Genomic DNA, 23,378 nt, shown 5'->3' with positions numbered 1-23,378 from the left:
CGTGCTGATCGCTGTCGTCGGGCTGGTCGCTGTGATCATTGTCGGAGCGGGGACACGGGACGGCCGGTGGCCGGGTCAGTTCAAGACCTGTCCCGAAGGGCGCTCGGCTGCCTTCTCCGCCGCCAGGGCGGCCGTCTCCGACTCACGGTGCCAACCGTGCTCACCGCGGGCCCTCAGCCAGGCCGTGGTCTCGTCCGGTGGCATCGCCGCCGCCACCAGCCAGCCCTGTACGGCGTCGCAGCCGAGGTCGCGCAGGCGCTCCCAGGTCTCGTCGTCCTCGACGCCCTCGGCGACGACCAGGAGGCCGAGGGAGTGGGCGAGGTCCAGGGTGCAGCGGACGATCTCGGCGTCCTCCGTGTCGACGGCGAGCCGGGCGACGAAGGAGCGGTCGATCTTCAGCTCGCTGACCGGGAGGCGCCGCAGATGGACCAGCGAGGAGTAGCCGGTGCCGAAGTCGTCGAGGGACATCTTCACCCCGTGGGCGGTGAGCCCGGCCAGGGTGTCGGCGGCCCGCTGCGGGTCCTCCAGGAGGACATGCTCGGTTATCTCCAGTTGGAGGGCGCCCGGTGGGACCCGATGTCGGGCGAGCCGGGCGGCGACCGCGCCGGCGAAGCCCGGGGAGTGCACATCCCGGGGGGAGACGTTGACCGCGACCGGCACCTCCAGGCCCATCGCGCGCCAGCGCGCCACCTGGGCGAGCGCGGTCTCCAGGACGTACTCGGTCAGCCTGGGCATCAGCCCGGAGGACTCGGCGATGGCGATGAACTCGTCCGGTGGGACCCGGCCGCGGTCCGGGTGGACCCAACGGACCAGCGCCTCCAGCCCGGCGACATGCCCGTCGAAGCCGACCTTGGGCTGGTAGTGCAGCTCGACGTCGCCGGCGTCCAGGGCGCGGCGCAGATCGCCCAGCAGGCCGAGCCGGTCGGGGGTGTTCCCGTCCCGCTTGGCCTCGTAGAGCTCGACACCGCTGCGGTCGCGCTTGGCCTGGTACATCGCCACGTCGGCGCGGCGCAGCAGCCCCTCGGCGTCGAGGGCGTGGTCGGGGAAGACGGCGACCCCCGCGCTGGCTTCGAGCACGAGGGTCAGCCCGTCGAGGTCCAGCGGCGACCCGAGGGCGGCGACGAGGTTGCGGGCCACCCGCTGGGAGCTGGTGAGGGAGTCGGTGGTGGGCAGCAGGACGGCGAACTCGTCGCCGCCGAGCCGGGCCGCCTCGGCGCCGCGCGGGAGGGCGTGCCGCAGCCGGTCGGCGATCTGCAGCAGCAGGCGGTCGCCGGCGAGGTGGCCGAGGGTGTCGTTGACCGACCGGAAGCGGTCCAGGTCGATCAGGACCAGGGCCGAGCGGACGCCGACGCGCTCGGCCTCGTCCAGCGCGGTCCAGGTGCGCTCCAGCAGCCACTGACGGTTGGGCAGGCCCGTGAGCGGGTCGCGCAGCTGCTCCTCGGCGCGGGCCCGGGCTATCCAGAGGGTGGAGTCCAGCGCGATGAGCGGGACCGCGAACAGCGGCAGCAGCAGGGGCGCGTGGACGGCGCAGACGGCGATCAGCGGGGAGATGCCGAGGAGTGCGATGCCGACGAGTGCCTGGCGTACGACGGCCGTTCGGGGGATCGCCGGCAGCGTTCCGCTGCGGGGGGCGAGGCTGATCCACAACAGGGCGCGGCTGACGAGCAGATAGCCGGCGGCGGTGACGAGGACTTCGGGGAGGACCGTCAGATCCCATGCCTTGGGGCTCCAGGGCTGGCGGACGCTGGAGACCACTCCGAAGGCGGCGAGGCCGAGGGCCGCGGCGCCGATGCCGAGGATGTCCACGGCACCGTGCACCACGGCCTGTCGCCACCGGTGCCGGCGGGCGGCGCCGACGAGGACGACGACGGAGAGGCTGACGAGGGTGGCCGGCACCCAGCCGTACAGCAGCAGGACGGCGAGGGCGAGCGCGGCGCCGGATCCCGTGCCGCCCCACCAGCGGTCCCGGCCGAGCGCGACCAGATGGCCGACGATGACGCCCGTGAGGATCGCCAGCGACCAGCCCACCGAGCCGGCCGGGAACAGCGCGTCACCTTTGCCGAGAGTCCAGATCACGCCCGTGGCGAGCGCGAGGCCCGCCACGATGACGATGGTCGCGGGCAGCGCGGGCACGACGAGCCGCCGGAGCCGCGACGCCGGAGCGGCGCTGTCGGTCGGTTTCATTCCGATCCCTCTCACAGCCGGCTGAGCCCGCGCCACGGCAGGCGCACCCCACCAGGTTAGGCCGCGGAAGGCCGCCGCGGGCAGCGATCGGCGACGGTTGCCCGAATGCGACCCGGCGCCCGGGATCAATCTGGTATGCGCTGATGGGGTGACACCTCACTCCTCCTCAGGCGGAGTGACGGCTACCGCTCGTGCCGCGTCGGGACCCTGTTCCAGCAGCACCGCAAAGCCGTCATCGTCCAGTACCGGGACCTTCAATTGCATGGCCTTGTCGTACTTCGAGCCGGGGTTATCGCCCACCACTACGAAACCGGTCTTCTTCGAAACAGAACCGGTCACCTTCGCTCCGAGGTTCTGGAGGGCCTCTTTCGCGCCATCTCTGGTGTGTGACTGAAGTGTGCCCGTTACGACGACGGTGACGCCTTCCAGCGGGCGCGGGCCCTCCTCGCCCGTCTGCTCCTCCTCCATCCGGACGCCGGCGGCCCGCCACTTCTCGATGATCTGCTGATGCCAGTCATCGGCGAACCACTGCTTCAGCGAGGCGGCGATCGTGGCCCCGACGCCGTCGACCGCGGCCAGCTCCGTCTCGTCCGCCTCCCGGATGCGGTCGATGGAGCGGAACTCCCGCGCCAGCGCCTCGGCCGCCACCGGACCCACGTGCCGGATCGACAGGCCGGTCAGGATCCGGGCCAGCGGGCGCTCCTTGGCGGCCTGGATGTTCTCCAGCATGGCCAGGGCGTTCTTCTTCGGCTCGCCCTTCTGGTTGGCGAAGAACGTGACGACCTTCTCCTCGCCGGTCTTCGGGTCGCGCTTGGGCAGACCGGAGTCGGGGTCGAGGACATAGGACTTGATGGGCAGCAGCTGCTCGATGGAAAGGCCGAAAAGGTCGCCCTCGTCCTTCAGCGGCGGCTCCGCGGGCTCCAGCGGCTGGCTGAGCGCCGTGGCCGCGACATAGCCGAAGTTCTCGATGTCCAGGCACTTGCGGCCGGCCAGGTAGAACAGCCGCTCGCGGATCTGCGCGGGGCAGGCGCGGGCGTTGGGGCAGCGCAGGTCGATATCGCCTTCCTTGGCGGGCTGCAGCGCCGTCCCGCACTCGGGGCACTCGGCCGGCATCACGAACTCCCGCTCGCTGCCGTCCCGCAGATCGACGACCGGCCCCAGGATCTCCGGGATGACGTCGCCGGCCTTGCGGATCACGACGGTGTCCCCGATCAGCACGCCCTTGGCCTTGACCACGTCCTGGTTGTGCAGGGTCGCGAACTCCACCTCGGAACCGGCCACCGTCACCGGCGCGACCACGGCGTACGGCGTGACCCGGCCCGTACGGCCGACGCCGACGCGGACGTCGACCAGCTTGGTGTTGACCTCCTCCGGCGGGTACTTCCAGGCGATCGCCCAGCGCGGCGCCCGGGAGGTGGAGCCCAGCCTTCCCTGGAGCCGAATCTCGTCCAGCTTGACGACCACACCGTCGATCTCGTGCTCGACGGCCGTGCGGCGGGTCTCGGGGTCGCCGTAGCGGGTGATGAACTCGCGGGTGTCCGCCAGGGAGTCCACGACCCTGTTGTGGGTGGCCGTCGGCAGGCCCCACTCCTTGAGCAGGTCGTACGCCTCCGACAGGCGGTCGATCTCCAGACCGTCGCGGGCGCCGAGGCCGTGGACGACCATGTGCAGCGGCCGGCTGGCCGTGACCTTGGGGTCCTTCTGGCGCAGCGAACCGGCCGCGGCGTTACGGGGGTTGGCGAACGGGGGCTTGCCGTCGGCCACCAACCGCTCGTTGAGTTCGAGGAACTTCTCCATCGGGAAGTAGACCTCGCCGCGCACCTCGACCAGATCGGGGACCCGGTCGCCCTTGAGGCGGTGCGGGATCTCGGCGATCGTCCGGACGTTGGGGGTGATGTCCTCGCCCGTACGGCCGTCGCCCCGGGTGGCCGCCCGGGTCAGCCGGCCGTGCTCGTAGGTGAGGTTGACCGCGAGGCCGTCGACCTTCAGCTCGCACAGGAAGTGGTACCCGGCGCTCCTGGGGTCACCGCCCAGTTCGCCGGCGAGGCGCTCGGCCCAGGCCGCCAACTCCTCGTCGTCGAAGGCGTTGTCGAGCGAGAGCATCCGCTCGCGGTGCTCGACCTCGGTGAACTCCGTGGCGTACGCCCCGGCGACCTTCTGGGTCGGGGAGTCCGGGGTGCGCAGCTCCGGGTGCTCGTCCTCCAGGGCCTGGAGGGAGCGCAGCAGCGTGTCGAACTCCGCATCGCTGACGATCGGGGCGTCCTTCACGTAATACCGGAAGCGGTGCTCCTCGATCTGCTCAGCGAGCTGCGCGTGCTTCTCCCGCGCCGCTGCGGGCACCTTGGACTCCGCTGCGTGCTGTTCGCCAGCCACTGTCTTGTCCTCCCGTGGTCCTTGAGTGCGGTCACTCAGGGTTGTCTGCGAGTGATCTCGCCGCCCGGACGCAGTGGGCGAGGGCCGAGCGGGCATATGCGGGCGAAGCACCCGCGAGTCCGCACGACGGGGTGACGACCACGGACTCGCCGAGAATCCCTGGTGCCAGCCCCAGCCTGCGCCAGAGCGTCCTGACACCCATGACGCTACCGGCAGGGTCTGACAATCGGCCGTCCACGCCCGGCACCACGCCTGCGAACAGCGTCGTCCCGCCCTCGACGGCCTCGCCGATCGCCTCCTCCTCACGCTCGGTGAGCAGTGCGAAATCGAACGAGATGCCCGAGACACCCGCCCGCCGCAGCAGCCCGAACGGCACCTCGGGCGCGCAGGAGTGGACGACCACGGGCCCGCCGTCCGCGACCGCGACGAGATCGCGCAGCGCGTCCTCGACGACCGCCCGGTCCACGGCCCGGTGGGTGCGGTAGCCGCTCGCGGACTTCACCCGCCCCTGGAGCACGGCCGTCAGCGACGGCTCGTCGAGCTGGAGCACCGGATGCGCACCCGGCACCCGTCGCCGTACGTCCGCGAGATGGCCGCGCAGCCCCTCGGCCAGCGACGCCGCGAGGTCCCGGCAGGCGCCGGGGTCGCTCAGGGCCGCCTCGCCGTTGCGCAGCTCCAGGGCGGTGGCCAGCGTCCAGGGCCCGACCGCAGAGACCTTCAGCGGCCCCTGGTACCCCTGGGTGAACTCCTCCAGGGCGTCGAGGTCCTCACCGAGCCAGGAGCGGGCGCGCCGGGTGTCGCGGCCCGGCCGGTCGCTGATCCGCCAGCCGCTGGGCTCCACATGGCCGTAGACCTCGACGAGCAGCCCGAGGGTCCGCCCGATCATGTCGGCGCCGGGCCCCCGCGCCGGGAGCTCCGGCAGATACGGGAATGCCTCCAGCGAACCGGTGACCGTCTTCGCCGCCTCGCGCGCGTCCCCGCCCGGCATCGACCCGATCCCGGTCGCCGCGCCCGCGGCCCACTTCTGCGTGCTGTTCTCGCTCACCCAGGAAGGGTATGCGGCGGCGGGGAGGAGGGCGGAACGGGTGGCAGTGCGTCCGGCGGCCACCGGGCCGCGAACGTGTGGGAGTGCGTCCGGCGGCCACCGGGCCGCGTCCGGGACGATGCGCCCCGGGACGCTCCGCCCCGGGACGTTCCGCGCCCGCCTCGTCACCCCCGGCCGCGGATCCCCAGCCGGCCGGCCACCGCCGCGACCGCCAGTGCGACCGCCGCCAGGGCGAAGGCGCAGGTCGCGCCCTGGTAGCCGGCGCCCGCCCCGGTCAGCACCGCGCCCATCCCGGCGATGCCGACCAGGGAGCCGATCTGGCGGTTGGCGTTGAGGGTCGCGCTGCCGATGTCGGCGTGCTCGCGGCCCGCGGCGGCCATCAGGACTCCGGTCATCGCCGGGGAGCTGACCCCGCTGCCGATGTTGGCGACGGCGAGGATCAGCGCGATCGCCCAGTACGGCAGGCCGGGCGCGAGGAGCAGGAAGAGCAGCAGATAGCCCGCCGCGGAGAGCGCCAGGGACGCGGTGAGCGCGGTCCGGTCGCCGATGCGCGGTCCGATCCGGGCGTAGAGCATGTTGCCGAACGGGATGACCAGTACGGCCGGCAGCATCTGCAGCCCCGCCGTCACCGAGCTCGCGCCGCGCGCCGTCTGGAGGAAGAGCCCGAGGACGAACAGCGCCCCGTAGAAGGCGAAGTTGAACAGGAAGCCGACCAGGTTGGCCGTGGAGAAGCTGCTCTCCGCGAAGAGCGAGACCGGCAGGATCGGCGTACGGGCGGTCCGTTCCCGGATGAGGAAACCGGCCGCCGCCAGCGCCGCCACCGCGAACGCCGCCAGGACGAAGGGGGCGGACCACCCGATGTCGGGCCCCTCGATGAGCGCATAGCTCAGCGATCCGAGGGCGAGCAGGCCCAGGACGTGGCCGCTGCCGCCGAGCGCCGAACCGCGGCCCGGGACCGCCGCGACGACCCATCGGGTGAGCAGCAGCCCGGCGATGCCGATGGGGAGGTTGACCAGGAAGATCGAGCGCCAGCCGAGGGTCCCGACCAGGAGGCCGCCGATGGTCGGCGCGAGCCCGACGGACGTGGAGACGATCGCGGACCACAGGCCGAGGATCTTCGCCCGGCGCGCCGGCTCAGGGAAGGCATTCATCAGCAGCGACAGCGAGCTGGGCATGAACAGGGCCGCGCCCACCCCCTGCGCGAAGCGGGCCGCCACCAGGACCGTGCCGTTCGGCGCGACCGCCCCCAGGAGGGACGCGGCGGTGAACACGGCGAGCCCGACGAGGTAGATCCGGCGGGCGCCGAACCGCTTCGCCAGCGAGCCCGCGAGCAGCAGCAGCGACGCGAAGGCCAGGACGTAGCCGTCGACGACCCAGGTGAGGCCGGACATGCTCAGCCCGAGCCGGGCCCGCAGCTCGTTCGCCGCGACGTTCATGATGCCGGTGTCCAGGCTGGCCATCACGAATCCGAGGGCCAGGACGAGGAGTTGGAGGCCGCCGCCGGGCCGCCGCCGGGCCCGGTCGGGGGTCGGTGCGGCCGGTACCTCATGTGCGGCGCGGCGCGCGGCCGCCTTCTGAACGATCATGTATTTAGTTAAAGCTGTAGCTATCGATGGGGGCAATGATTACAGCTATAACTTTACTGAATGCATACGGAACCGCGGACAGCGCGCCGCAGACGGCCGGTCCGCAGCGCTCGGGGCCGGCAAGGACTCAGGGAGCCCCGCCCCAGGCCCCTCAGCCCCGCCCCAGAGCCTTCAGCAGGTCGTCGCGCAGCGCGGACCGCTCCTCGTGCGAGAGGTGGTCCAGCGGCGACGCGGTCCCCATCCTCCGCAGCAGATCGAGCCGCAACTCCCGCCCCGCCTCGGTCAGTACGAGCTGCTTGGCCCGCCCGTCCAACGGGTGCGGCTGCCGGACGACCATGCCCTGCTTCTCCAGTTTGGAGATGACATAGGTGACGTTCGGCGGCTCGCAGCACAGCACCCCGGCCAGCTCGCGCGCGGTCTTCGGCTCGCCGAGCTCCTCCAGCGCCTTGGCCTGCGTCGGCGTCAGGTCCAGCTCGGCGATCCGGCTGCGCTGATGGGCGTCCAGGCGGCGGCCCAGCTCGGTGACGAGCCCCCGGATCTCCCGGAACCCGCACCCCGCCGCCGCAGTCGACTTCGCTTCAGTGGTCACTCATGCAGCGTACGTCGCCGCGGCCGCGACCACGGGGTGCCCGCGGCGCCGCATCGGCGCGGAGTACGGGCGCCCCCGTGGTCGGTCCGGCGTACGGGCCGCCCCGGGGCGGTCAGCGCCCCGGCCGCACCGAAACATCGTTGATCTCCGCGTCCCGCGGCAGGTCGATGGCGGTGAGGATCGCCGTGGCGACCGACTCCGGATCGATCCAGCGGGACGGGTCGTAGTCCTTGCCCTCCTGCCGGTGGGTGCTCTCCTGCATCGGCGTGGCCGTACGCCCCGGGTAGACCGAGGTCACCCGTACGCCGTTGCCGTGCTCCTCGGCCCGCAACGAGTCGGCCAGCGCCTTCAGGCCGTGCTTGCTCGCGGCGTACGCGCTCCAGTTGGCGTGCGCGTTGAGCCCCGCACCGGAGTTGACGAAGACCACATGCCCCTGGGCGACCCGCACCAGCGGCAGCAGCAGTCGGGTCAGCTCGGCGGGCGCGACGAGGTTGGCGGAGAGCTGCCGCTGCCATGCCTTGGCCGGCAGATCGCCGACCGCGCCCAGCTCGATGACGCCCGCGATGTGCTGCAGGGAGTCGATGCGGTCCGGCAGCGGCTGCTGCCCGAAGGCCCAGGACAGCTTCTCGGGGTGGGCGAGGTCACCCACGAGCGTGCGGGCGCCGGGGAACTGCGCGGCCAGCTCCTTCGCCCGGACCGCGTTGCGTGCCAGCAGCCACAGGTCCTCCCCGCGCTCGGCGAGCCGCCGTGCGACCGCCGCTCCGATGCCCGACCCTGCGCCCGTGATCAAGTGCGTACCCATGACGCCGATCCTAACGAGCGGTCGGCCGGGGGCGGGGGCACCGGGCGCAGGGGCGCCCGGCCGGTGCGGCGCGTCAGCCCTGAATGCCCGCCCGCTCCTCCAGGTACGCCAGCGCACCGACGCCGTCCGACGCGAAGAAGACCAGGTCGGTCAGCGGCAGCGGCAGGAACCCCTCCGACTCCATCCGCTGGAACTGCTCCTTCAACCCGTCGTAGAAACCGGCGGTGTTCAGCAGCACCACCGGCTTGGTGTGCATCCCGTGCTTGCGCAGCTCCAGGATCTCGGTCGCCTCGTCCAGCGTGCCGGTGCCGCCGACCATGATCACAATGGCGTCGGCGCGCAGCAGCATCTGCGCCTTGCGCTCGGCGAGGTCCTTGGTGACGACCATCTCATCGGCGTTCGCCCGCGCCTTGTGCGCCAGGAACTCCACGGAGACGCCGATCAGCTTCCCGCCGGCCTCCTGCACCCCGTCGGCCATGACCTTCATCAGCCCGGTGTCCGAACCGCCCCAGACCAGCGCATGCCCGCCCTTGCCGATCAGCTCGGCGAACTGGCGGGCAGGGGTGACATAGCGGTCGTCGAGGTCGTTGGCGGAGCAGAAGACACAGATATTCATACGGCTCACCTTACGAGCCGGGGCCGGAGCGGGGAGGGGTTGGCGCCACCCGCCCCGAGGCGACGCCGATTTCCGTACCCCGCCCCCGGCCCCCGCCCCGTGCCCGCTGCTCCTTGACTCCCCTCGCGCCGTCCCGGTCAGATCAGCCCCTGGTCCAGCATCGCGTCCGCCACCCGCTCGAAGCCGGCGATGTTTGCCCCCGCGACATAGTCGCCCGGCAGGCCGAAGCGCTCGGCGGTCTCGTAGCAGGTGCGGTGGATGCCGCGCATGATCGCCGCCAGTTCGCCCTCCGTACGGTCGAAGGACCACGCCTCGCGCGAGGAGTTCTGCCGCATCTCCAGCGCGCTGGTGGCGACCCCGCCCGCGTTGGCCGCCTTGCCGGGACCGAAGGCCACACCGGCCTCCTTCAGGAGCGTCACCGCCTCCGGCGTGGTCGGCATGTTCGCCCCCTCGGAGACCGCCTTGACGCCGTTGCGCACCAGGATCCGGGCGGCGTCCGCGTCCAGTTCGTTCTGGGTCGCCGACGGCAGCGCCACATCGCAGGCGACATCCCACACCCGGCCACCGGGGACGTACGTCGCCGAGCCGCCGCGCCGCTCGGCGTACGCGCTGATCCGGCCGCGCTCGACCTCCTTGATCTGGCGCAGCAGCGCCAGGTCGATGCCCTTCTCGTCGACGACATAGCCGCCCGAGTCCGAACACGTCAGTACGTGGGCGCCGAGTGCCTGGGCCTTCTCGATGGTGTAGATCGCGACATTGCCGGAACCGGAGACCACGACCTGCTGCCCGTCCAGCTCCTCCCCGCGCTGCTTGAGCATCTCCTGGGTGAAGAGCACATTGCCGTAGCCGGTGGCCTCCGTACGGGCCTTGGAACCGCCCCAGGCCAGGCCCTTGCCCGTGAGCACACCGGCCTCCCAGCGGTTGGTGATCCGCCGGTACTGGCCGAAGAGGTAGCCGATCTCGCGGCCGCCGACGCCGATGTCGCCCGCCGGTACGTCCGTGTGCTCGCCGAGATGGCGGTGCAGCTCCGTCATGAACGACTGGCAGAACCGCATCACTTCGGCGTCCGACCTGCCGTGCGGATCGAAGTCGCTGCCGCCCTTGCCGCCACCGATGTTCAGCCCGGTCAGGGAGTTCTTGAAGATCTGCTCGAAGCCGAGGAACTTCACGATCCCCAGATTCACGGAGGCGTGGAAGCGCAGCCCGCCCTTGTACGGACCGAGCGCGCTGTTGAACTCCACCCGGAAGCCGCGGTTGACGTGAATCGCCCCGGAATCGTCCTGCCAGGGCACCCGGAACATGAGCTGACGCTCCGGCTCGCAGATCCGCTCCAGGATCTTCGCCTCGGCGAACTCGGGACGGGCGGCCAGCACCGGGGCCAGCGTCTCCAGCACCTCAAGAGCCGCCTGGTGGAACTCGGGCTCCCCGGGGTTGCGCCGGACCAGCTCGGCGTACAGGGATGCCGGTCCGGCCCGATGATCGCCGGGCTTGACCTCAGTGTGCACAGTCGACATGACTTCCGTTCCCTTCGTGGCCGAGGAAAGGCTGCCCGCAGTCCGGACCGAGACGCCCCCTCACAGGGCGTTCAACTCCGCGCGAGCCCTTGGCGTCACCGGTCCCCGGCTCAGCGGTCTGTGACGTCCATCGCTGCGCCGACACTATGTGTCGGCCCGGCCCGGCGGCTGTGGGATGGATGACACCCCGCTCCCGTATACCGTTTCGCCGCCTCCGCCGGCTCCTCCCCCCGCCCCCTCCCCTCGCCGCATGTCCGCAGGTCAGCGCACCGCCACCGCCGGCCGGGGGCGAACCTTCCCGGCACGCCCTGTGCGCCACCTCACAACCGGCCCCGCGCCGGCCCCGTACGCGACCGCGCCACGCCACGCCACGCCACGCCACTACGGCGCAACCCCCGCAACCACTCCGGTTTCGGCATCAACAGCTCCTGCCGGGGCATCAGCTGTCGCCGGGCCGTCCTCGATCTCGGCCTTGACCATCTTCTCCATCGGATCGGCACAGCTGCCCCCGGCGACGAACATCGCCAGCAGGATGGCGACCACGGTCAGCACCGTGCCCAGCCAGACCATCGTCTCCACCGGCACGGTGTAGGCACCGACGACCTTCAGCACGCACTCGGTCAGCAGCGCGGTCCCCCATATCGCGGAGAACCTCCGCTCCGCGCGCCGGAACCGCTCCGAGCCCGCCATCAGCCGGTCCCAGGCGGCGTCGCCCGCCTCGCTGCCCTTGGTGACCCACGGCTTGAGGCCCGCGGTCATCAGCGGCCGCTTCGTCCGCACCGAGAGCAGCACCGCGATGCCGACGACACTGCTGACGGCGCTGTCCTTGGCCAGCATCAGCCGGGCGTCGCCGGCCACCGCGCTCATCGCCAGTCCGACGACGTTGACGATCAGCATCAGCAGGGCCAGGCCGTTGACCCCGCGGCCGGCGACCAGCCCCCACACCGTGCGCAGTGCGGGCACCACACTGCTCCAGCCCAGCGCGGCCACCGCGCTCAGCCCGAAGCCGGAACTGAGGATGTAGTACGAGGCGATGGGGATCCCCGCGTCCACGACGAGCGGCGTGAGGCTCGCCACGAGCGGATTGACCGGCTTGCGCGGGTCGACCGGCTTGCCTCCGGCGGCGGACTGCTTCTGACTCACGGTGTACTCCCCCGAGTTGGACTGCGGACGGCGTCTCGTTCAGATCGCCGCCCTCGCGACACCTCCAGCTTCGTGCACGGCCCGAAGCGCCGACAGTCCCGTCTGTCCTGCGTTCGGCATGACATTTGTCAGTGCTCCCGCCGCCCGGCCGTCGCCCGCGCGCCTCCCCCGCCCGCCTCCGGGCACCGGTCAGCCCGTCCCCGCAGGTCGCACCGGAAGCCGTCCGAGCGGACACCGGCCGGGCGGTACCAGGTGCCGCCCCGCCGTCTTCCGGTGACACGGCCGACTACCAAAGAACCCGGGGAGAGAACCCCACCCACCTACCGCCGCCCAACTTCTCACCCCATCGGGTGACTTGGGCGCGGAAGCGTCCGAAATGCGGTTACGCTCGCGGCAGTTCGTCCACCCCGCGCGGCCTTCACCGCCGCGCGACCACCACAACCGCACATGGAACAGCCCTCGGCGGGACGGCAATCCCAATCCGAGGGCCTGATCACCAGGAAGAGAGAACCTTCCCGATGACTTCAGCGCAGTCTAACGCGCCTTCCTCCGCGCCCTCGCGCGCTTCAAGCGGCGTCGTCCACATCCGTACGCGCCAGACCTCCCACTTCACCGTCCTCGCCAACCGCCTTGCGCAGCGCGCCGGTAGCGCCGTCACGGTCGGCGTCGCCGCGTACATCCTGTCCCTCCCCGATGGCGCGCCCATCACCATCACCGCCCTCTGTGCGCACTTCGCCGAGGGCAAGAAGGTCATCGCCGAGGCGTTACGCGAGTTGGAGCACGAGGGCTGGCTGGAGCGCCGTATCGAGCGGGGGCCGGGCGGCCGGATCATCACCCGGACCTTCGCGTACGACGTGCCCGGAGCGGTACCGCAGGAGCCGGCCGCTCCTGAGGAGGCCGCACCGCAACCCCCGCCGGAGCCCGCCACGCCCCCGCCCCCCGCCCCGCAAGGCGCCGCGGAAGGCACCCCGGATGGCGCTGCGGAAGGCACCCCCGCGGCCCTCGGCCTCCTGGCCCGCCTCCACCAGCGCGATGCCCGGCTGCTCCTCTCCGAGCGGGAGATCACGGCGCTGGCCCCGGCCGTCACGGAGCGGCCCGACCACGGCGCACCCGCGCAGGAGATCACCGCGGCCCTGACCGACGGCCTTCCGGCCCGGTTCCACCGCCGCCCGGCCCGCCTCCTCGCCCACCGGCTCAGCGCCCTGCGGCCACCGACCCGTACGGCCCTTCCCCCACAGCCCGACCGGCCGCCCGTCGTCCCCCTCCAGAACTGCGACGGCTGCGACCGCGCCTTTCGCGCCGATCGCCCCGAACGCTGCCGCAGCTGCCGAACCCCGGAAGGGAGTCACGTTGCCGCATAAACCGAGCAGCGGCCCGACGCACTAGGACTGCGTGCGGGCACGTTCACACAGAGCTACGCCGGCGCGAATCAGAACCCTGGGCGAGGGCGCACCATGACGGCGCAAATGGAGAGCCCAGTGCAGACCGAAGAGATGCGGCGCTTCGAGCAGTTGGACGCGGCGTTCCCGGACTACCCCTCTTGCCGCGGCACTCAACTGAAGCAGTTCCCCGCCGACGAGGTCCTCCTCACCGTCGAGGTCGTCTCCGAATCCAACCCCGAGAACGACACCGACAAGAAGGTGAAGATGTACGCCCAGGCAGGAATCGCGTACTACCTCATCGTCAACCCCATAGAGGGCAAGTGCCTGCTCTACTCGCTGCCCGAAAGGGAGCACTACCGCGCGTCGCTGGAGACCGATTTCGGCAAGCCGGTGCCGATCGGTGAGCCGTTCGATCTCGCCCTCGACACGACGGCGCTCTACACCTACTGAGCGGTGGCCGGTGCCCTCGCCGTCGCTCGCCGCTCCGTGGTCGCGATCGTCGCCGAGCCGACCACCCGGGTGCCGTCGTAGAGGACGATGGCCTGGCCCGGGGCCACGCCGCGGACCGGCTCGGTGAACGTGACCTGGAGGTCCGTGCCGTCGATCAGCTCCGCCGTGACCTCGGTCTCGCCGCCGTGGGCGCGCAGCTGCGCCGTGTACGTGGCGGGGCCGGCGGCCGGGGGGCGGCCGCACCAGCGGGGGCGGATGGCGGTGAGGGCCGTGACGTCGAGGGCCTCTGCGGGGCCGACGGTGACGGTGTTGTCCACCGGGGAGATGTCGAGGACGTAGCGCGGCTTGCCGTCGGGGGCGGGGTGGCCGATGCGCAGGCCCTTGCGCTGGCCGATGGTGAAGCCGTACGCGCCCTCATGGGTGCCGAGGCGGTTGCCGGACTCGTCGACGATGTCGCCCGTCGCCGCGCCGAGCCGCTTGGCGAGGAAGCCCTGGGTGTCGCCGTCGGCGATGAAGCAGATGTCGTGGCTGTCGGGCTTCTTCGCCACGAACAGGCCGCGGCGGGCCGCCTCCTCGCGGATCTCGGCCTTGGTGGTGAGGGTGTCGCCCAGCGGGAACATCGCGTGCGCCAGCTGGCGGTCGTCGAGGACGCCGAGGACGTAGGACTGGTCCTTGGCCATGTCCGAGGCGCGGTGCAGCTCGCGGCTGCCGTCCTCCTTCAGCACCACCGTCGCGTAGTGGCCGGTGCACACCGCGTCGAAGCCGAGGGCCAGGGCCTTGTCCAGGAGAGCGGCGAACTTGATCTTCTCGTTGCAGCGCAGGCACGGGTTCGGGGTGCGCCCGGCCTCGTACTCGGCGATGAAGTCGTCGACGACGTCCGCGCGGAAGCGCTCGGCGAGGTCCCAGACGTAGAAGGGGATGCCGATGACGTCGGCGGCGCGGCGGGCGTCGTGCGAGTCCTCGATCGTGCAGCAGCCGCGGGCGCCCGTACGGAACGACTTCGGGTTCTCGGAGAGCGCGAGATGCACGCCGGTCACATCATGGCCGGCCTCGGCGGCGCGGGCCGCGGCGACGGCGGAGTCGACGCCGCCGGACATGGCGGCGAGTACGCGGAGGCGGCGGGGGGCGTCATCAGTCATAGCCCGTCCAGAGTAGACGGAACCGCCGACAGTGCGGAAAGCGTTATGCAGCGCATGGGGAACAGGGCCGGGGAGACGGCCGGCGAGAACGGCGACGACGGCGGCGGCGAGAGGAGCGGCGAGGGCGGCGGTGAGCGCGGCTCGCGCGGGATCACACGGCGGCGGGCGCTGTGGATCGGGGGCGGCGGGGCGCTGGCCGCCGGGGCGGTGGCCTTCGCGGCGCGCGACGAGCTGCGGCACTGGTGGTGGCAGCTGCCGGGCAACGACAAGCCGCGGACGCCGGGCGCCGTCGACCACCGGGGCGCGCGGTGGGTGGCGGCGTCCGCCGAGAACTACCGGCGGGCGGACCGTCCCGCGGACTACGCCATCGACCGGGTGGTCGTCCATGTCGTCCAGGGCAGCTACGCGACCGCGCTGAAGGTGTTCCGGGACCCGGACCACGAGGCCGCCGCGCACTATGTCGTGGGCCGGGACGGGCGGCTCGCCCAGATGGTCCGGGAGCTCGATGTGGCCTTCCACGCCGGGGACCGCGGGTACAACGAGCGGAGCGTCGGCATCGAGCACGAGGGGTTCGTGGACCGGCCGGAGTCGTTCACCGCCGCCATGTACGCGTCGTCGGCACGGCTGACCGCGGGGATCTGCCGCCGTTACGGGTTCCCGGCCGACCGGGAGCACATCGTGGGCCATGCGGAGGTTCCGGGCACGGACCACACCGACCCGGGGCCGCACTGGGACTGGGACCGCTATCTGGGGCTCGTCCGCGCGGAGCTGCGCAAGGGCCGGGCGGAGGCCCGCAAGGGCTGAGGCGCGACGCCGCGGAGGTCCGTCAGAAGCGCCCTAGTAGTGCTTCGTGAGGTCTGCTGATCTTGGCTGGTCGGGGGCATGGCGGAGGGATGTGGCCGGCGCAAGTCGATCCAGCTGATGGCCGAGCGGTTGCCGGACGGGAACATGCGCGCGGCGCCGCTACGGCTGACGTCCACCGGTACGGCCGACGCGTGGCGAACGTCCGTGAAAAGTGGTGAGCGGGCGGGGCAACCCTGCCCCCGCCCCATGAGTCACACAGGCGTCACCCGTTTCACATGCTTTCCCTTGGTCCAGAAGGGGCCCACTCTCCTGATGACTCGTACCCGGCTGTCCGCGCTGGCCGCGACGGCGGCGCTCGCCACCACCGGCAGCCTGATCATCGCCGCCCCCGCCTCCGCGGCGGTCACCTGCACCTCTCCCGTCTGGAGGGCGCAGTACTTCGGCAACTCCACCTTCAGCGGCACGCCGAAGCTGACCGCCTGCGACTCCGCCATCAGCGAGAACTACGGGTACGGCGACCCGGCGGGCGTCACGCTGCCCAAGGACAACTTCTCCGTCCGCTGGTCCCTCACCCGTGACTTCGGCTCCGGCGGCCCCTTCCGGCTCTCCGCCGCCACGCAGGACGGCATGCGCGTCTACGTCGACGGCGTGCGGAAGATCGACCTGTGGAAGAACGTCTCCACCACCGCCCGCAAGACCGTCGACCTGACCATCCCGGCCGGCAAGCACACGATCCGCGTGGACTACGTTGCCTGGACCGGCGTCGCCAACGCCGCCTTCACGTACACCCCGCGCACCGAGGCCGCCGTCGACACGGTCAAGCCGCTCGCCCCGACCGGCCTCACCGCCGCGTACAACCGCGACACCGCCAAGACGACCCTGCGCTGGGCCGCCAACAAGGAGATGGACCTCGCCGGGTATCGCGTGTACCGCCGACTGAGCGCCACCAGCTGGGCGAAGGTCAGCGGCACGTCGCTGCTCACCACCCCGTCCTTCGTCGACGCCCCGCCCGCCACCGGCCAGACCTTCCTGTACGAGGTCCGCGCCGTCGACAAGGCCGGCCGCGAGTCCACCGGCAGCCCGGACGTGACGGCGACGACCGTCGACCGCACCGGGCCGGCCGCCCCCACCGGACTCACGGTCGCCACCGGCGACGGGTGGTGGGACACCCTGAACTGGCAGGGAGTCGCCGACACGGCGAAGTACGAGGTGTACGCCTCGTCCGCGGCTGCCGGACCGTTCGAGCTGCGCGGTACGACGACCACAACGTCGTACCGGACCAGCGGCACCGTGAACACGAACACGTACTACCGGGTCCGGGCCCTCGACGCAGCCGGCAACCCGGGGGCGTACGCGACGGTCACCAGCGACGGCGTCGATCGGATGCCTCCGAAGTCCCCGACCGGCGTCACCGCAAGCGCCCGTCCCGGCTACACCAACGTGCACTGGAGCCAGCCCGACGGTTTCTACGAGGACTGGGACAACGGCGGGCACTACCGCGTGTACCGCTCGCCTGGCAAGACGTTCGACCCGACCGCGCGCACCCAGGTGACCTGCGTCGCGGAGGAGAGCCACGAGGCGAGCAACGGCGGCAACTGCTACGACGCGGACATGCCCGCGAACACGTACGTGACGTACGCCGTCACGGCGGTGGACCCGTACGGCAACGAGTCGGCGTACTCCGCGCCGGTCGTCGTCCGCACCGGCGACACCGTGGCGCCCGGCCCGGTCACCGGCGTGAAGGTCACCCCGCGCGCCGACGGCGTGCTGGTGAGCTGGGCCGCCTCGCCCGAGGACGACATCGACGAGTACGTGGTGTGGACGGGCGTCCGGCAGGCCGACGGCACGGTCAAGTGGCTCGGCCCCGACACCTGCGCGGAGGGCACGAGCAACCCGCTCGCGATCCTCTGCGGCGACCTGCCGGACGGCGAGACGCACGTGTACGCGGTGATGGCCAAGGACCGCTGGGGCAACACGCTGCACCCGAGCGACCCGAAGGTCACCGTGGTCGAGGCCACCGAGCTCGACGTCCGGCCGTCCGTGACCGTCACCCGGGACTGGAACCTCGGCAGCTTGAGCCACAACGCGACGGCCACCCGTCCGTCCGTCGACTGGCAGTGCACCGACACGGCCCGCTGCGCCACGGTCACCGGCTACCGCGTGAGCCGGTGGAACCCGGTGACCAAGGCGTACGAGCCCCAGCACGACGGACTACTCCCGGCGGACGCCCGGACGTGGGCGGACACCACGGCGACGAAGGGGAACACGTACTTCTACACGCTGGAGGCCGTGACGGCCGACGGCGCCGTGGTGGGCACGTACCCCTGGTACACCGTCTTCCAGGACCGCGTCTAGCTTCGTCAGGCTCTGGTTCTGCTTCTGTTTGTGGTGAGGGGGCGGCCGCAGGTGGTGCAGGTGCCGGTCCGGCACCTCAGCAAGTCCTGAAGGACGTCAAGGACTTGGTAGAGGGTCAGACCGGCGTGTGTGCTTTGGGAAGGCTTGGGCGGCGGTGACGAGGGGGACGTGGTGGTGCCAGCCGCGCCAGGTGCGGCCTTCGAAGTGGTCCAGGCCCAGACCGTGCTTGAGCTCGCGGTAGTCGTGCTCGATGCGCCAGCGCATCTTGGCCCCTCGCACGAGGTCGGTGATCGGTGTGGTGGCGGGCAGGTTGGTCATCCAGTAGCCGGTCGGCTGCTGTGCTCCCTCGGACTGTTCGACCAGCAGGGTCCGCAAGGGCAGCACTCCATCCCACTGGCTGCGTCCGCCGCCCTCTTCCTGGGCGGTTCGGGAGGCTTCCTTGCCGAACGGCCGCACCTCGATCGAGAACAGCAAAGCGGGAGGTCATCGTGCCTTTGCTGCCCTCACGCCAGGCGACTTCCTCAAACCGGATGTCGGCATCGATGAGCTGCGGCAGAGACCGTGCCGACTCACGGTAGCGGGGCAGAGTGGGCGGCCCCAGGCCGCCACAGGCAGGCTGATGCGGCTTGGCCCCAACCGGACGGGCGATCTCCTTGGGGTCGACGGCCATCACGTATGACCAGCCCCGTTCTTCCCGCGCAAGTCGGAAGGAGACGCCGCGTCCGTAGCCGGCATCGGCCACGATCACCGGCACCGTCGGCAACCAGGTGGCCAACCGGTCCAGCAGGCCCAGTGCCAGCCGGGACTTGGAGGCATGCCCGACATCGCCCGGCACCTTGGCCGCCTGGCGCCGGATGGAATCTGCCGCCCACTCCTGGGGCAGGAACAGCTCCCACTCCAGCGGGCAGGACGCGGTGTCGGTCGCCGCGTGCACGCTGACCGCGACCTGGCAATTCGCCCGCTTGCCCAAGGCTCCGCAGTACTGGCGGGCCACCCCGACGGAAGCCGTGCCGCACTTGGGAAACGACACATCATCGACCACCCACACCTCGGGCTGGATCGCTTCGCACAGCTTGTGCGCAATCCACTGCCGCACCGGCAGCGGACCCCAAGGCGACTGGTTCACGAACTGCTGCAGGGCCTGCATGTTCCCGTCCGGCAGCCGCTCGGCCATCGGCTGGATCGACTTGCGCCGACCGTCCAGCATCAGACCACGCAGATAACGATCACCCCACCGCCGCTGATCCCGCCGCGGCAGCGACCCAAACACATCAGCAACGAACTCCGATAACTCACCCCGGAGCCTTTCCACCTCCCCGAGCTTCATACCCACCACCATGCCGGTGACCAGGCAAGACCGGGAGAGCTAACGAAGCACTACGAGGGACCTGCGCCCTAGCTCAGGCCCGCGCTGCGGGCGCGTTCCACCACCGGGCCGATGGCCTGCGCCAGTGCCGCCACGTCCTCCGCGGTCGAGGTGTGCCCCAGGGAGAAGCGCAGGGTGCCCCGGGCGAGGTCCGGTGACATGCCCGTCGCCAGCAGGACGTGGCTGGGCTGGGCCACACCGGCGGTGCAGGCCGAGCCCGTGGAGCAGGCGATGCCCTGGGCGTCCAGGAGGAGCAGCAGGGAGTCGCCCTCGCAGCCGGGGAAGGAGAAGTGGGCGTTGGCGGGGAGGCGGCCCGCGGGGTCCGGGTCGCCGCCGAGGACGGCGTCCGGGGCGGCCGCGCGGACGGCCTTGACCAGGTCGTCGCGGAGTGCGCCGATGTCGCGGGCGAAGTCCGCGCGGTGTGCGGCGGCGTACCGGCCGGCGGCGGCGAAGGCGGCGATGGCGGGGGTGTCCAGGGTGCCGGAGCGCACCTGCCGCTCCTGGCCGCCGCCGTGGAGCACCGGCACCGGGGCGTGGGCACGGCCCAGCACCAGGGCGCCGATGCCGTACGGGCCGCCGATCTTGTGGCCGGAAACCGTCATCGCGGCGAGCCCGGAGGCGGCGAAGTCGACCTCCAGCTGACCGAACGCCTGCACCGCGTCGGCGTGCAGCGGGACCTCGAACTCCCCGGCCACCGCGGCGAGTTCGGCGACCGGTTGGATGGTGCCGATCTCGTTGTTGGCCCACATGACGGTGGCCAGCGCGACATCGGCGGGGTTGCGGGCGATGGCCTCGCGCAGCGCGTCGGCGTGCACCCGCCCGTAGGTGTCGACCGGCAGCCATTCGACGCGGGCGCCTTCGTGCTCGGCGAGCCACTCCACGGCGTCCAGGACGGCGTGGTGCTCGACGGGGCTGGCGAGCACGCGGACGCGGGCCGGATCGGCCGCCCTGCGCGCCCAGTACAGGCCCTTGACGGCGAGGTTGTCGGCCTCGGTGCCGCCCGCGGTGAAGACGATCTCGCTGGGGCGCGCGCCGAGCGAGTCGGCGAGGGATTCCCGCGCCTCCTCGACGGTGCGCCGGGCCCGCCGGCCGTCGGCGTGCAGTGAGGACGCGTTGCCGGTGACGGTCAGCTGGGCGGTCATCGCCTGCACCGCCTCCGGGAGCATCGGGGTGGTGGCGGCGTGGTCGAGGTAAACCATGGTGCGCACGATTCTACGAGCTGGCGCGGTGGGCTCCGGGGGCGCATACGCGGCGCGCGGAAGCGCCGCGCGCCGGGGGTGCCCGAGTCGCGGATGCGGAGTCGGGGAGTCCGGGTCGCGGACGAGGGACGGCGGCTGTGTACGGAGACCTCGACAGCGCATGTAAGGAGTCACTACGGTTACGGTCATGACAGAGTGGCTGCTGGATCGTACGTTCTGCACTGCGAGCGGCGACGAGGTGCGATGGGCCGTCCTCGGGGAGGACGCCGCGGCGCCGCCGGTCGTCCTGCTGCACGGGACGCCGTTCTCGTCGTACGTCTGGCGGGGCGCCGCCCGGGCCCTCGCCGCCCGGCACCGGGTGTTCGTCTGGGACATGCCGGGCTACGGCGCCTCCGGGATGCGGGACGGGCAGGATGTCTCGCTCGGCGCGCAGGCCCGGGTGTTCCTGGAGCTGCTGGAACACTGGGGGCTGACCCGGGAGCGGTCGCGGCCGGCCGTGGTCGCGCATGACTTCGGCGGGTGCGTGGCCCTGCGGGCCCATCTGCTGCACGGCGCGCGGTACGCCCGGCTGGCGCTGGTCGACCCGGTGGCGCTGGCCCCCTGGGGCTCCCCCGCATACCGGCTGCTGGGCGGTCGCAGCGAGGTATTCGGTCAGCTGCCGGCCGCGCTCCACCGGGCGCTGGTGCGCGAGTACGTCTCCTCCGCGAGCCATCCGGGCCTGGCTCCCGCCGTCCTCGACCGACTCGTCGAGCCCTGGTGCACGGACGAGGGACGGCCGGCGTTCTACCGGCAGATCCAGCAGAACGACCAGCGCTTCACCGACGAGATCCAGGGGCGCTACGGAGAGATCGAACCGCCCACGCTGGTCTGCTGGGGCGCACAGGACGGCTGGATCCCGGTGGCGAAGGGACACGAGCTGGCGTCCCGTATCCCCGGCGCGCGGCTTCGGATCATCGAGGGCGCGGGGCATCTGGTGCAGGAGGACGCGCCCGCGGAACTCGCCGTGGCGCTGGCGGAGTTCCTGCGGCCGTAGGCCCGCCCTGCGGAGGGGCGGACGGGCCGGCCCGGAAGGATCGGACGGGCCGCCGTACAAAGCCGACGGGGGCACCCGGACGTCTGTGTCCGGGTACCCCCGTCAGGGATGGGACGGCGTCGAGGGCCGTCTGCCGGGAGCTGGAGAGCCCGTTCCGTTCAGCCGGGGCCGTCCGGAGGTCTCCGCTACTTCCCCTGGGGCGCCGCCTTGACCGCGATCTGCGGGTTGCGGGCCTTCAGGACGAACCAGCCGATCGCCAGGCAGACGGCCCAGCCGGCGCCCACGTACAGCGACACGCGGCTGTCGGGGTCGATGGCGATCAGGCCGGTCACCAGGAGCAGGAACGCCACCGCGATCCAGCTGCACACCGTGCCGCCGGGCGCCGGGAAGGGCGAGGCGGGCAGGCGGCCGGCGACGACCGCGCGGCGGTAGAGGATGTGGCTGACGAGGATCATCAGCCAGGTCCAGATACCGGCCGCGGTGGCCACCGAGGTGACGTAGCCGAACGCCTTCTCCGGGACGACGTAGTTGAGCACCACGCCGATGCCCATGAGGACGGCGGAGAGGGTGATGCCGAGGGCCGGGGTCTTGGTGGAGCTCAGCTTGCCGAGCACCTTCGGGGCCTCGGAGTTGGCGGCGAGGTCGCGGAGCATCCGCCCGGTGGAGTACATGCCCGAGTTGCAGGAGGACAGGGCGGCGGTCAGGACGACGAAGTTGACGATCGCCGCACCGGCCGGGATGCCTATCTTCGCGAACGCGGCCACGAACGGGCTGACGCCCGGCTGGAACTCCGTCCACTTGACGACCATCAGGATCACGCTCAGCGCGCCGACGTAGAAGACGATGATGCGCCACGGCAGCGTGTTGATGGCCTTGGGGAGGGTCTTCTCCGGGTTCTCGGACTCACCCGCGGTGACGCCGACGAGCTCGACGGCCAGGTAGGCGAACATGACGCCCTGGAGGGTCATCAGGCTGGAGCCGACGCCCATCGGGAAGATCCCGTCGTGGGCCCAGATGTTGGAGACCGCCGCGGTGTCGCCCGCCTGGCTGAAGCCGAAGGTGACGACGCCGAGACCGATCACGATCATGCCGATGAGCGCGGTGACCTTGACCATCGAGAACCAGAACTCGATCTCACCGAAGATCTTCACCGAGATCAGGTTCGCCACGTACAGCACGACCAGGAAGACCAGTGCGGTGACCCATTGCGGGATCTGTGGGAACCAGAAGTGCACATAGATCGCGGCGGCCGTCAGTTCGGCCATGCCCGTGACGACCCACATGAGCCAGTACGTCCAGCCCGTGACGAACCCGAAGAACGGGCCGAGGAACTCGCGGGCGTACTCCGCGAAGGAACCCGAAACGGGGCGGTACAGGAGCAGCTCGCCGAGCGCTCGCATGATGAAGAAGACAATCACGCCGGCGAGGGCGTACATGAGGATGAGACTGGGCCCGGCCTTCGCGATGTTCGCGCCCGCGCCCAGGAAGAGGCCGACGCCGATGGCGCCGCCGATGGCGATCATCTGGACTTGACGGCTGCCGAGACCCCGCTCGTAGCCCTCTTCCGGTGTGCTGCCCGATGCCTCGTTGCCTTCGTCGAGGTTCGTGCCGACCTGCGTTGAGGTCATGTGTGGTGCGCCTTCCGCTCCATGCCGACCCGCGCCTTCCTTGGCGTCGGATCGGGTCTCGATCCCCCCGGATACTGATGGAGTTGCATGCCGGCGATCGGCCGACTCAAGCGCCCCCTACGCAGACATGGATGACGTCCGGCAGGTGGTGGTCGTGAAGATGTACCACG

At 71.5% G+C, this 23,378-nt stretch carries 17 protein-coding genes and 1 pseudogene; 5 read left to right on the top strand and 13 right to left on the bottom strand.

Going from position 1 to position 23,378, the window contains the following annotated elements; genetic code table 11:
- Positions 1–75 precede the first annotated feature (75 nt).
- The 9 genes from ACZ4NB_RS19030 to ACZ4NB_RS18990 form a co-directional block, all read right to left on the bottom strand.
- A complete protein-coding gene (locus ACZ4NB_RS19030) occupies positions 76–2,184 on the bottom strand; it encodes a putative bifunctional diguanylate cyclase/phosphodiesterase (RefSeq protein WP_467662906.1) in 2,109 nt (702 codons plus the stop codon).
- Positions 2,185–2,340: 156 nt separating this feature from the next.
- Complete coding sequence (gene ligA, locus ACZ4NB_RS19025; protein WP_467662904.1) at positions 2,341–4,557, bottom strand: NAD-dependent DNA ligase LigA; 2,217 nt, start codon at positions 4,555–4,557, stop codon at positions 2,341–2,343.
- 31 nt (positions 4,558–4,588) lie between these two features.
- Positions 4,589–5,602, bottom strand: a complete 1,014-nt coding sequence (locus ACZ4NB_RS19020) for a methionine synthase (RefSeq protein WP_467662902.1) — start codon at positions 5,600–5,602, stop codon at positions 4,589–4,591.
- Positions 5,603–5,766: 164 nt separating this feature from the next.
- Positions 5,767–7,188 (bottom strand): MFS transporter, encoded by a 1,422-nt coding sequence (locus ACZ4NB_RS19015; protein WP_467662900.1) that lies wholly within the window; start codon positions 7,186–7,188, stop codon positions 5,767–5,769.
- Positions 7,189–7,339: 151 nt separating this feature from the next.
- Positions 7,340–7,726: a MarR family winged helix-turn-helix transcriptional regulator gene (locus tag ACZ4NB_RS19010; RefSeq protein ID WP_467662987.1), complete on the bottom strand. Its 387-nt coding sequence runs from the start codon at positions 7,724–7,726 to the stop codon at positions 7,340–7,342.
- A gap of 163 nt (positions 7,727–7,889) precedes the next feature.
- The gene (locus ACZ4NB_RS19005; protein ID WP_467662898.1) at positions 7,890–8,579 is read right to left on the bottom strand and encodes an SDR family oxidoreductase; all 690 of its coding nucleotides are present in this window, start codon (positions 8,577–8,579) and stop codon (positions 7,890–7,892) included.
- A gap of 73 nt (positions 8,580–8,652) precedes the next feature.
- Positions 8,653–9,195: an LOG family protein gene (locus ACZ4NB_RS19000; RefSeq protein ID WP_467662897.1), complete on the bottom strand. Its 543-nt coding sequence runs from the start codon at positions 9,193–9,195 to the stop codon at positions 8,653–8,655.
- Between the two features lie 137 nt (positions 9,196–9,332).
- Positions 9,333–10,709, bottom strand: coding sequence for an NADP-specific glutamate dehydrogenase (gene gdhA / locus ACZ4NB_RS18995; RefSeq protein WP_467662895.1), 1,377 nt, complete (start codon positions 10,707–10,709; stop codon positions 9,333–9,335).
- 381 nt (positions 10,710–11,090) lie between these two features.
- Positions 11,091–11,852 carry a VC0807 family protein gene (locus tag ACZ4NB_RS18990; RefSeq protein WP_467662893.1) on the bottom strand — a complete coding sequence of 254 codons (762 nt, stop codon included), beginning with the start codon at positions 11,850–11,852 and terminating at the stop codon, positions 11,091–11,093.
- 518 nt (positions 11,853–12,370) lie between these two features.
- On the opposite strand from ACZ4NB_RS18990, the gene ACZ4NB_RS18985 reads away from it, so the two are divergent.
- Together ACZ4NB_RS18985 and ACZ4NB_RS18980 are read left to right on the top strand one after the other, a co-directional pair.
- Positions 12,371–13,213 carry a hypothetical protein gene (locus ACZ4NB_RS18985; protein ID WP_467662891.1) on the top strand — a complete coding sequence of 281 codons (843 nt, stop codon included), beginning with the start codon at positions 12,371–12,373 and terminating at the stop codon, positions 13,211–13,213.
- 117 nt (positions 13,214–13,330) lie between these two features.
- Positions 13,331–13,684: a Uma2 family endonuclease gene (locus tag ACZ4NB_RS18980; protein ID WP_467662889.1), complete on the top strand. Its 354-nt coding sequence runs from the start codon at positions 13,331–13,333 to the stop codon at positions 13,682–13,684.
- Here the strand turns inward: ACZ4NB_RS18980 and mnmA are convergent.
- Entirely contained in the window at positions 13,678–14,823 is a 1,146-nt protein-coding gene (gene mnmA / locus ACZ4NB_RS18975) for a tRNA 2-thiouridine(34) synthase MnmA (RefSeq protein ID WP_467662887.1), read from the bottom strand. The genes ACZ4NB_RS18980 and mnmA overlap by 7 nt on opposite strands.
- Before the next feature lie 45 nt (positions 14,824–14,868).
- Between mnmA and ACZ4NB_RS18970 the strand changes: the two genes are divergently transcribed.
- Together ACZ4NB_RS18970 and ACZ4NB_RS18965 are read left to right on the top strand one after the other, a co-directional pair.
- A complete protein-coding gene (locus ACZ4NB_RS18970; protein ID WP_467662885.1) occupies positions 14,869–15,627 on the top strand; it encodes an N-acetylmuramoyl-L-alanine amidase in 759 nt (252 codons plus the stop codon).
- Between the two features lie 312 nt (positions 15,628–15,939).
- Positions 15,940–17,982, top strand: a complete 2,043-nt coding sequence (locus tag ACZ4NB_RS18965; protein WP_467662883.1) for a PA14 domain-containing protein — start codon at positions 15,940–15,942, stop codon at positions 17,980–17,982.
- 76 nt (positions 17,983–18,058) lie between these two features.
- Here the strand turns inward: ACZ4NB_RS18965 and ACZ4NB_RS18960 are convergent.
- Both ACZ4NB_RS18960 and ACZ4NB_RS18955 read right to left on the bottom strand, forming a co-directional pair.
- Positions 18,059–19,309: pseudogene (locus tag ACZ4NB_RS18960) on the bottom strand (IS701 family transposase).
- 68 nt (positions 19,310–19,377) lie between these two features.
- Positions 19,378–20,547 carry a cysteine desulfurase family protein gene (locus ACZ4NB_RS18955; RefSeq protein WP_467662881.1) on the bottom strand — a complete coding sequence of 390 codons (1,170 nt, stop codon included), beginning with the start codon at positions 20,545–20,547 and terminating at the stop codon, positions 19,378–19,380.
- Between the two features lie 187 nt (positions 20,548–20,734).
- Between ACZ4NB_RS18955 and ACZ4NB_RS18950 the strand changes: the two genes are divergently transcribed.
- On the top strand, positions 20,735–21,580 hold the full coding sequence (locus tag ACZ4NB_RS18950; RefSeq protein WP_467662879.1) for an alpha/beta fold hydrolase: 846 nt from the start codon (positions 20,735–20,737) through the stop codon (positions 21,578–21,580).
- A 185-nt stretch (positions 21,581–21,765) separates the two neighbouring features.
- On the opposite strand, the gene ACZ4NB_RS18945 is transcribed toward ACZ4NB_RS18950, so the two are convergent.
- Positions 21,766–23,208: an amino acid permease gene (locus tag ACZ4NB_RS18945; RefSeq protein ID WP_467662877.1), complete on the bottom strand. Its 1,443-nt coding sequence runs from the start codon at positions 23,206–23,208 to the stop codon at positions 21,766–21,768.
- Positions 23,209–23,378 lie beyond the last annotated feature (170 nt).

The organism is Streptomyces sp. NPDC026575, from assembly GCF_055567415.1.
This window is presented reverse-complemented; position numbering and strand designations above follow the sequence as displayed.

What these genes read in the sequence shown, in the direction of transcription:
- ACZ4NB_RS19030 (WP_467662906.1), bottom strand. Translation starts at nt 2,184, where the DNA reads ATGAAACCGACCGACAGCGCCGCTCCGGCGTCGCGGCTCCGGCGGCTC.
- ACZ4NB_RS19015 (WP_467662900.1), bottom strand. Translation starts at nt 7,188, where the DNA reads ATGATCGTTCAGAAGGCGGCCGCGCGCCGCGCCGCACATGAGGTACCG.
- ACZ4NB_RS19005 (WP_467662898.1), bottom strand. Translation starts at nt 8,579, where the DNA reads ATGGGTACGCACTTGATCACGGGCGCAGGGTCGGGCATCGGAGCGGCG.
- ACZ4NB_RS19000 (WP_467662897.1), bottom strand. Translation starts at nt 9,195, where the DNA reads ATGAATATCTGTGTCTTCTGCTCCGCCAACGACCTCGACGACCGCTAT.
- gdhA (WP_467662895.1), bottom strand. Translation starts at nt 10,709, where the DNA reads ATGTCGACTGTGCACACTGAGGTCAAGCCCGGCGATCATCGGGCCGGA.
- ACZ4NB_RS18985 (WP_467662891.1), top strand. Translation starts at nt 12,371, where the DNA reads ATGACTTCAGCGCAGTCTAACGCGCCTTCCTCCGCGCCCTCGCGCGCT.
- mnmA (WP_467662887.1), bottom strand. Translation starts at nt 14,823, where the DNA reads ATGACTGATGACGCCCCCCGCCGCCTCCGCGTACTCGCCGCCATGTCC.
- ACZ4NB_RS18970 (WP_467662885.1), top strand. Translation starts at nt 14,869, where the DNA reads ATGCAGCGCATGGGGAACAGGGCCGGGGAGACGGCCGGCGAGAACGGC.
- ACZ4NB_RS18965 (WP_467662883.1), top strand. Translation starts at nt 15,940, where the DNA reads ATGACTCGTACCCGGCTGTCCGCGCTGGCCGCGACGGCGGCGCTCGCC.
- ACZ4NB_RS18955 (WP_467662881.1), bottom strand. Translation starts at nt 20,547, where the DNA reads ATGGTTTACCTCGACCACGCCGCCACCACCCCGATGCTCCCGGAGGCG.
- ACZ4NB_RS18950 (WP_467662879.1), top strand. Translation starts at nt 20,735, where the DNA reads ATGACAGAGTGGCTGCTGGATCGTACGTTCTGCACTGCGAGCGGCGAC.
- ACZ4NB_RS18945 (WP_467662877.1), bottom strand. Translation starts at nt 23,208, where the DNA reads ATGACCTCAACGCAGGTCGGCACGAACCTCGACGAAGGCAACGAGGCA.